This window comes from Streptomyces sp. NPDC007875 (assembly GCF_042868035.1).
GTDB classification, from domain to species: Bacteria; Actinomycetota; Actinomycetes; order Streptomycetales; family Streptomycetaceae; genus Streptomyces; species Streptomyces antimycoticus.
Map to the genome: position 1 here is coordinate 221,218 of NZ_JBIADZ010000017.1, position 8,338 is coordinate 229,555.

General features: G+C 68.5%; 5 protein-coding genes. 3 read left to right on the top strand and 2 right to left on the bottom strand.

The features are described from left to right. Positions 1-153: 153 nt before the first annotated feature. Complete coding sequence (locus ACFYOY_RS30950; protein ID WP_351892828.1) at positions 154-825, bottom strand: helix-turn-helix domain-containing protein; 672 nt, start codon at positions 823-825, stop codon at positions 154-156. Positions 826-901: 76 nt separating this feature from the next. Beyond that, the gene (locus tag ACFYOY_RS30955; RefSeq protein ID WP_351892825.1) at positions 902-2,116 is read right to left on the bottom strand and encodes a cytochrome P450; all 1,215 of its coding nucleotides are present in this window, start codon (positions 2,114-2,116) and stop codon (positions 902-904) included. Between the two features lie 472 nt (positions 2,117-2,588). On the opposite strand from ACFYOY_RS30955, the gene ACFYOY_RS30960 reads away from it, so the two are divergent. From ACFYOY_RS30960 to ACFYOY_RS30970, 3 genes are all read left to right on the top strand, one after another. Next, positions 2,589-3,683 carry a cytochrome P450 gene (locus ACFYOY_RS30960; protein WP_388590795.1) on the top strand — a complete coding sequence of 365 codons (1,095 nt, stop codon included), beginning with the start codon at positions 2,589-2,591 and terminating at the stop codon, positions 3,681-3,683. Positions 3,684-3,762: 79 nt separating this feature from the next. Beyond that, positions 3,763-3,969: a (4Fe-4S)-binding protein gene (locus ACFYOY_RS30965; RefSeq protein WP_351892796.1), complete on the top strand. Its 207-nt coding sequence runs from the start codon at positions 3,763-3,765 to the stop codon at positions 3,967-3,969. 256 nt (positions 3,970-4,225) lie between these two features. Then, positions 4,226-8,338, top strand: a 4,113-nt coding sequence (locus ACFYOY_RS30970; protein WP_388590798.1) for a type I polyketide synthase, incomplete at its 3' end; no start/stop codon positions are given.

Sequence of the window (8,338 nt, forward strand, 5' to 3'; positions counted from 1 at the left end):
GGCATCGGACGGAACCTCCCACGCATGTCGGTGCCGACAGGAACGTGGCGTCCCGCTGACACTCCCGCACGAAGGGTGGCAGCACGGGCGTGACGAGGCCGTCACCCCCGTGTTTTCACGGCGTCTCCAAGGGCCTGGGGGAAAGCCCCGCCGTCACCGGGGGCCGAGCAGGCCGGTGGTGAGTCCGCACAGCGCCTTGATCAGATCCTGGCCGAGCACCCGCCAGGATTCCTCCGCCGTGGCGGGGTCGATGCGCCCGTTCGCCAGGTCGTACTCCAGCTCGGCGAAGGCGTGCACGGAGAGCTGGCGCACCATGGTGCCGTGCCGGGCGAGGAGTTCGGGGCGGATGCCGTCCCGGCGGATGGCACCTATCTCGTCCAGCAGGCGCAGCGACGGAGTGTCCAGATGGTCCTGAAGGACGTAGTCGCGCAGCGCGGGCTCGACGAGCGCCTGCGCGAGAAAGCGGGCACACCACGTGGGAGTGCCCGCTTCGATGTGGTTCTCGACGTTCGGCAGGATCAGGCAGCTGTAGTGCTCCTCCAGGGACACGGTCTCCCGCTCGCGCAGCGCCTCCACCCTCACGATGCGGTGTTTCTCGACGAGGCGGGTGTGGCTCGACAGAATCGTCTCGATGAGCCCGTCCCGGCTCTCGAAGTGGTACTGCACCGCTGAGTTGTTGCGCTGGCCGGCCGCCTCGCTGATCTGCCGGACCGAGACGTTCGCGAATCCGCGCTCGGCGTAGAGCCGTTCGGCGGTGCGCATCAGCTTGTCCCGCGCGAGCGCGGAGCGCGGAGAGGGCGGGGCAACCGGGCCCGGAGGAGTCATGCCGTCAGGCTAACGGCACCGGTCAGGCATGCCCCGGCCGTACGCACGGCGCCCTCGCTCAGCGCGCTGTCGGCCGTCACCAGGTGACCCACAGATCCTCGAACCCGCCCGCCGAGACCCCCTCGCGCACCCGGAGGTCGTGCGGGGCGTCCCGCAGCCGCAGCCCGGGCAGGCACCTGACGAAGGTGGCCAGGCACACCTGGAGCTCCACCCGGGCCAGCGTCTGACCGACGCAGAAATGCGGTCCGGCACCGAAGGCGACGTGCTGGGCGCTGTTCTCCCGGCGCGGATCGAACCGGTCGGGGTCGGGGAACTTGCGCTCGTCCCGGTTGGCCGCGTGCAGATTGACGAACAAGGTGCTCCCGGCGCCGACCGGCACCCCGTTGACCTCCGTGTCCTCGGTGATGAACCGGGGGATGCCCACCCCGCCGAGGGCGTCCAGCCGCAGGGCCTCCTCCACCACTCCCGGCACCAGCCCGGGATCGGCGAGCAGGGTTTCGTAGCGCTCCCGTTCCGACAGCAGCATCGCCGTCATCTTGAGGATCATGTTCGAGGTGGTCTCGTGCCCTGCGAGCAGGAGACCGACCGCCGTGGCGATGAGTTCGTCGTGGCTGAGCCGGCCGTCCTCGCTGTCGGAGATCTGGGTCAGCTCACTGAGCAGGTCATCACCCGGCCGCGCCCGCTTGCGCGCCACGAGGTCCGACGCGTAGGCGCGGAACTCCGCCTGCGCCTCGTCCACTTCGGCCTGGGTATAACGCGTCAACGTCAGCAGCGTTTCCGACCAGCGCGCGAACTTGTCCTGGTCCTCGCTCGGCGCGCCCAGCAGGGCGCAGATGACCCGCACGGGAAGGGGGAGTGCCACCGCCGCGCGGAGATCCGCGGGTGACCCCTTGGCCACCATGGCGTCCACCAACTCATCCGCCATCTCCTGGATACGCGGGCGCCACCCTTCCATCTTCTTCACCGTGAACGCGCGGCTGAGCAGCCGCCGCCACCTCCGGTGCCCCGGACCCTCCTTGATGTCCGCGTCACCCTGGGAGGGCCGGCTGAACATCCCGCCGTCCTCGGTGGTCGACATGCGGGCGGCGCCCTTGCGGTCCAGATTGCGGCTGAATCGCGGGTCGGTCAGCAGCCCACGGACCTCCTCGTACCCGGTCAGCAGGCCGACCACGTCCCCACTGGGCATCCGTACGTGTGCCACGGGGCACGTGGCCCGCGTCTCGGCCCACTCCCGCGGGGGCTCCAGCACATTCGGCTGCTCAAAAGGGTAGTCGGGGATGGCTTCCGTCATGGGGGGACTCCTCCGGTGTCGGGGACCTGTGATCACCGTAAGGCGGTCGTCTTATTAAGACAATCGCCTTAGGCGGGATGGCCGACATTCGACCCGGGGCGGTTGGGGTTGGACCGAGCACACCCGGGGAAGAGGGGTAGAGGGTGGTCGGGCCGCACGCTCAGACGTGGCGGCCGGCGCGGTGAGTTCACCGACCCGGACGGGGTCAACAACTTCCGCCTTTGTCTAAGGAAATTTGCAGACGTTGTCTGCGGGGGCCTTTCGGCGCGCTGTCGGGTCGACGGCGAAGCTAGCATCGACATCGAGCCAGCCGGTGTAGCCGCCGACGACCTCGATACATGGATGTGAAATCGATGGAGGAGTCTTGGTCGACGCCCCGCACCCCACTGTGTCAATGCCCACCCAGCGGAGCTGCCCCTTCGATCCTCCGGACGGCTACACCCCCCTGCGCGAGCAGGAGCGGATAACGCGCATGAGTTACCCCGATGGGTCGCCCGGGTGGCTCATCACGCGTCACGCCGAAGCGAAGGAACTCCTCACCCATAAAAGCTTCAGCGCGCGCCAGGAAGGGATAATCTCTCCCGTCCCGACGGAACTGCAGTACGACGGCCGCCCGGCCGACCCCGGCGCCTTCGCGAAGACGGACGACCCGATCCACAGCCAGTATCGCAAGCTGGTCACCGGCTTTTTCACGGTCCGTCGTACGCGTCAGCTCGCCCCCATGATCGAGCGAATCGTGCACGAACAACTCGACGATCTGGAAAAGGCCGGGCCGGGTGCCGATCTGGTCGAGGTATTCACCGAATCCGTTCCCTCCCGGGTGATGTGCGAGATGATCGGCGTCCCCGAATCGGAGCGGAAGACCCTCCAGCGGCACGTGGAGACACTCGGACGCCTCTCCTGCACCGTCCCCGAGGCGCTCGCCGCCGTGTCCGGGATGAGTGGATTCCTCTCCCGCTTCGTGCCGACCAGGATGGACGATCCCCGGGACGACCTCCTCGGTGACCTGATCCGCGGCGGGCAGCTCAACGAGCAGGAGCTCATGGGCATGGCCGCCACGCTGATCACCGGGGCTTTCGACACCACGGGCAACATGCTGGCCATGGGCGTCTTCACCCTGCTCGAGCACCCCGATCAGCTGGCCAAGCTCCGTGAGGACCCGGAGCTCATGGCGGGTGCCGTCGAGGAGCTCCTCCGCTTCCTCACCATCTCCCACCTCGGGGCCAGCCGGTGGGCGCTCGAAGATGTCGAGTTCGCCGGCCAGGCCATCAAGAAGGGCGAAGTGGTCACCGTCGCCCTCCCCGCCGTCAACCGGGACCCCGAGCGCTACAACAACCCTGACCAGCTCGACATCGGCCGTACGGACCACGGGCACCTGGCGCTCGGCCACGGTGTGCACCAGTGTCTCGGTCAGCACCTCGCCCGCACGATCCTGCGCGTCGGCTACGAGGCCCTGTTCGACAGGTTCCCCACGCTGCGGCTGACGGTGCCGGCCGATGAGATCCCCATGCGTGATGACTTCGTGCACTACGGCCCCAGGTCGCTTCCCGTCACCTGGGACGACTGAACGAGCCCGGATTCCTGAGCCGGCCACTTTGCGAGTGGCCGGCTCATCATCCCGAACAACAAGGTAGGACTGAGACCCGATGAGGATCACCGCCGACCGTGAGGTGTGCTGTGCGGCGGGCCAGTGCGCGCTGATCGCGCCTGACCTGTTCGACCAGAGCGACGAGGACGGCACCGTCGTTCTGCTCGAAGCACAGCCCGGCACCGGACGGCTGGACACCCTGCGCGAGGTCGTATCCCGTTGCCCAACCGGTGCGATCCGCATCGAAGAAGACCCTGGCGCGTGAAAACGGCGGGTCGAACCGGAGCGCGAACAGCGGCGGAGAACGCACGGTGGCACGCGACACACGGCCGGTGAAACATTGGTGAAATCAAATCCCGCGAACATGCCCGGGAGCGTTAACCGAGCTTGCGCGGGTTTCTAGGGTTTCCCTTACGGGTGCGGGGCTAGTGTGGCCGGTGTCCGTCTGGCAAGGCGTGTTTTGAAAAATCTCAGGGCCGTTGCGCTCTCCAGCGAACGACGCGTTAAGTGTGGAGTTTCCGATGCCTGCTGCATCCAACCAGAACAAAGCCGTTGAAGCGCTGCGCAAGTCGTTCAAGGAAATCGAGCGGCTCAAGCGTCAGAACCGCCAGCTGATCAGTTCGGCAACCGAGCCCCTTGCCATCATCGGTATGGCCTGCCGATTTCCGGGTGGAGTGAATTCCCCCGAGGCACTGTGGCGTCTGGTCGCCGATGGAGCGGATGCGATCTCGCCCTTCCCGACAAACCGCGGCTGGGACGTGGAAGGGATCTACGATCCGGACCCGGAGCGTCCGGGCACCAGTTACGTACGCGAAGGCGGCTTCCTCCACGACGCGGACCAATTCGACTCCGCGTTTTTCGGCATCTCACCCCGCGAGGCCCTCGCCATGGACCCCCAGCAGCGGCTGCTGCTGGAGACCTCCTGGGAGGTGTTCGAACGGGCGGGCATCGACCCCGCGTCACTGCGTGGCAGCCAGACGGGCGTCTTCACCGGTGCCATGCATACCACTTACGCATCCGAGGCCGCGCAGATACCGGACGAGATCGAGCCGTACCTCCACAACGGCGCCACCACCAGCATCGCCTCGGGCCGTGTCTCCTACACCTTCGGCTTCGAAGGTCCCGCGCTGACCGTGGACACCGCCTGCTCATCGGCGCTGGTCGCCCTGCACCTGGCGGCGCAGGCGCTGCGTCAGGGCGAGTGCTCCATGGCGCTGGTCGGCGGTGCGACGGTCATGGTGAGCCCCAAGGGCTTCGTCACCTTCAGCCGGCAGCGCGGACTGGCCGCCGACGGCCGGTGCAAGGCGTTCGCCGACGGAGCCGACGGCACCACATGGTCCGAGGGCATCGGTGTGCTGCTGGTGGAGCGGCTGTCCGACGCGCGGCGCAACGGGCACCAGATACTCGCGGTGGTACGCGGCTCCGCCGTGAACCAGGACGGCGCGAGCAACGGGCTGACGGCCCCCAACGGCCCGTCACAGCGCCGCGTGATCCGACAGGCCCTGGAAAACTGCGAGCTGACACCCAGCCAGATCGACGTGGTCGAGGCGCACGGTACGGGTACGACGCTGGGCGACCCGATCGAGGCGCAGGCGCTGCTGGCGACGTATGGACAGGACCGGCCCGAGGGCCGGCCGTTGTGGCTGGGCTCGCTGAAGTCGAACCTCGGTCATACGCAGGCCGCCGCCGGTGTGGCCGGCGTCATCAAGATGGTGATGGCGATGCGGCACGGCGTCCTGCCGAAGACGCTGCATGTCGACGCTCCGTCGAGCCATGTGGACTGGTCCGAGGGCCAGGTCGAGCTGTTGACCGAGGCGAGGCCGTGGCCGGAGACCGGGGAGCCGCGCAGGGTAGGTGTGTCCTCGTTCGGCGTGAGCGGGACCAACGCGCATGTGATCCTGGAGCAGGCCCCGGAGGTCGAGACCGAGGCGGAGGCTGCCGAGGAGCCTGCTGACGGTGGCGTCGCGGGTCCGGTGGCGTGGGTGGTGTCGGGCAAGACCGACACCGCGTTGCGGGTTCAGGCCGGGCGGCTGCGGGAGTTCGTGGCCGAGCGCCCGGAGCTGGGCCCCGCCGATGTGGCGCTCTCGCTGGCGACGACCAGGTTTGCCTTCGAGCAGCGCGCGGTGGTGACCGGGACCAGCCGTGAGGAGCTCCTCGAGCGCCTGGAGGCGGTGGCCGAGGGCGCGAAGCTCCCCGGTGTGGTCTGGGGAAAGGACGCCGAAACACCTGGTCGTTCGGTGTTTGTGTTCCCGGGTCAGGGTGCGCAGTGGGCGGGTATGGCGGTGGGGCTGCTGGAGTCCTCGCCGGTGTTCGCGGTGGCGATCGGTGAGTGTGAGGCGGCGCTGTCGGCTCATGTGGACTGGTCGCTGACGGATGTGCTGCGCGGTGCCGGGGGCGCTCCTGGTTTCGACCGGGTGGATGTGGTTCAGCCGGTGCTGTTCGCGGTGATGGTGTCGCTGGCGAAGTTGTGGCGTTCGGTGGGTGTGGAGCCGGATGCGGTGATGGGTCATAGCCAGGGTGAGATTGCTGCGGCGTGTGTGGCGGGTGCGCTGTCGCTGGAGGATGCCGCGAAGGTGGTGGCGTTGCGGTCGCAGGCGATCGCTGTGGGTCTGGCCGGTCGTGGTGGCATGGTGTCGGTCGGGCTGCCGGTCGACCAGGTCAAGGAGCGTCTCGCCCGGTGGGGTGGCGCGATCTCGGTTGCGGCGGTGAATGGCCCGGGGTCGGTTGTGGTGTCCGGTGATCCGGGCGCGCTGGATGAGATGGTCGCGGAGTTTGAGGGTGAGGAGGTGCGGGTCCGCCGGGTTCCGGTGGACTATGCCTCGCACTCGGCGCATGTGGAGGGGATCCGCGAGGAGCTGCTGAAGGTCCTGGCGGATATCGCGCCGCGTTCCTCGCAGGTGCCGTTCTACTCGACGGTCTCCGGTGAGCTGGTGGACACCGCTGGGCTGGACGCGGAGTACTGGTACCGGAATCTGCGGCAGACGGTCGAGTTGGAGTCCACGACTCGCACGCTGCTCGATGAGGGCCACACCGTGTTCATCGAGGTGAGCCCGCATCCGGTGCTGACCCTGCCGGTGCAGCAGACGGTGGAGGCCGCTGAGGCGCGGGCGGTGGTCCTGGGGACTCTGCGGCGTGATGAGGGTGGTCCGGAGCGGTTCCTGACCTCCGCCGCCGAACTGCATGTCAGCGGAGCGAGGGTTGACTGGCGGAAGGTGTTCGAAGGACACGGCGCCCGCCGCGTGGAACTGCCGACCTACGCCTTCCAGCACGAGCGCTTCTGGCTCGACGCTCCCGCGGGCGTGGGCGATGTGGGTTCGGTGGGGTTGGGCTCGCTGGGGCATCCGTTGCTGGGTGCGGTGGTGTCGTTGGCGAGTGGCGGCGGGGTGCTGCTGAGCGGGCGGCTGTCGTTGGCCACGCACGGGTGGCTGGCGGATCACGCCGTACACGGGGTGATGTTGCTGCCGGGAACGGCCTTCGTCGAGTTGGTGGTAAGGGCCGGCGACCAGGTCGGGGCCGGTCGCGTCGAGGAACTGGTCCTGGAAGCACCGCTGATCGTGCCCGAGAAGGGTGGCGTACACCTTCAGGTCGAGGTGGGGGAGGCGGATGCTTCCGGCTTCCGTGAGGTGAGTGTGTTCTCGCGGGAGGAAGCGGAGGGCGAGGGCGCCGCATGGGTGCGGCATGCCCATGGTGTGGTCGGGTCGGCCGCGCCCGCCTCCGGCACACAGTTCGACTTCGGTGTGTGGCCTCCGGCGGGGGCCGAGCCGGTCGATGTGTCGGGTGAGTATGTGCGGGCCGCGGAGTACGGGTTGGAGTACGGGCCGGTCTTCCAGGGGCTGAAGCGTGCGTGGCGGCGTGACGGGGAGGTGTTCGCGGAGGTCGAGCTCCCGGACGGGGAGCGGGACCGGGCGGGTCAGTTCGGTTTGCACCCGGCGCTGTTCGACGCGGCGTTGCACGCGATGGGTGTGAGCGAGAGCCTGACGGGTGGTTCGGGCAGTCGGCTGCCGTTCTCGTGGCGCGGGTTCGCCCTGGAGGCGGTGGGTGCGACATCGCTGCGGGTACGGCTGGCGTCGGCGGGTGCCGGGTCGGATGCGGTGTCGGTGCTGGTGGGCGATGAGTCCGGGCGTGTGGTGGCGTCGGTCGAGTCGCTGGTGTTGCGTCCGGTTGATGCGGATCAGCTGAAAGCGGCGGGTGGGGCGGCGCGGGAGGCGCTGTTCCGGGTCGAGTGGGTGGACGCGCCCGGGGCCGTCGTGGCGGGGGGTGAGGCCACGCCGCGGACAGAGGTGATGCGGGTGGTCTCCCATGGTGTGGATGTGGTGAGTGAGGCGTACGGGCGTGTGCTTGAGGTCTTGGAGCGGGTGCAGGGGTGGTTGGTGGATGAGGACCGTGCGGGTGAGCGGTTGGTGGTGGTGACCCGGGGCGCTGTCGACGTGGGTGACGGCGTTGGTGTGAGGGATTTGGCGGGGGCGGCGGTATGGGGTCTGGTGCGGTCCGCGCAGTCGGAGAACCCTGGGCGTCTGGTGTTGGTGGACACCGATGACTTGGACGGCGTTGATGGTGTTCTTCCCGGGCTGCTGGTTCGGGGCGAGGAGCAGTTGGTGGTGCGGTCGGGTGCGGTGCGGGTGCCGCGGCTGGGC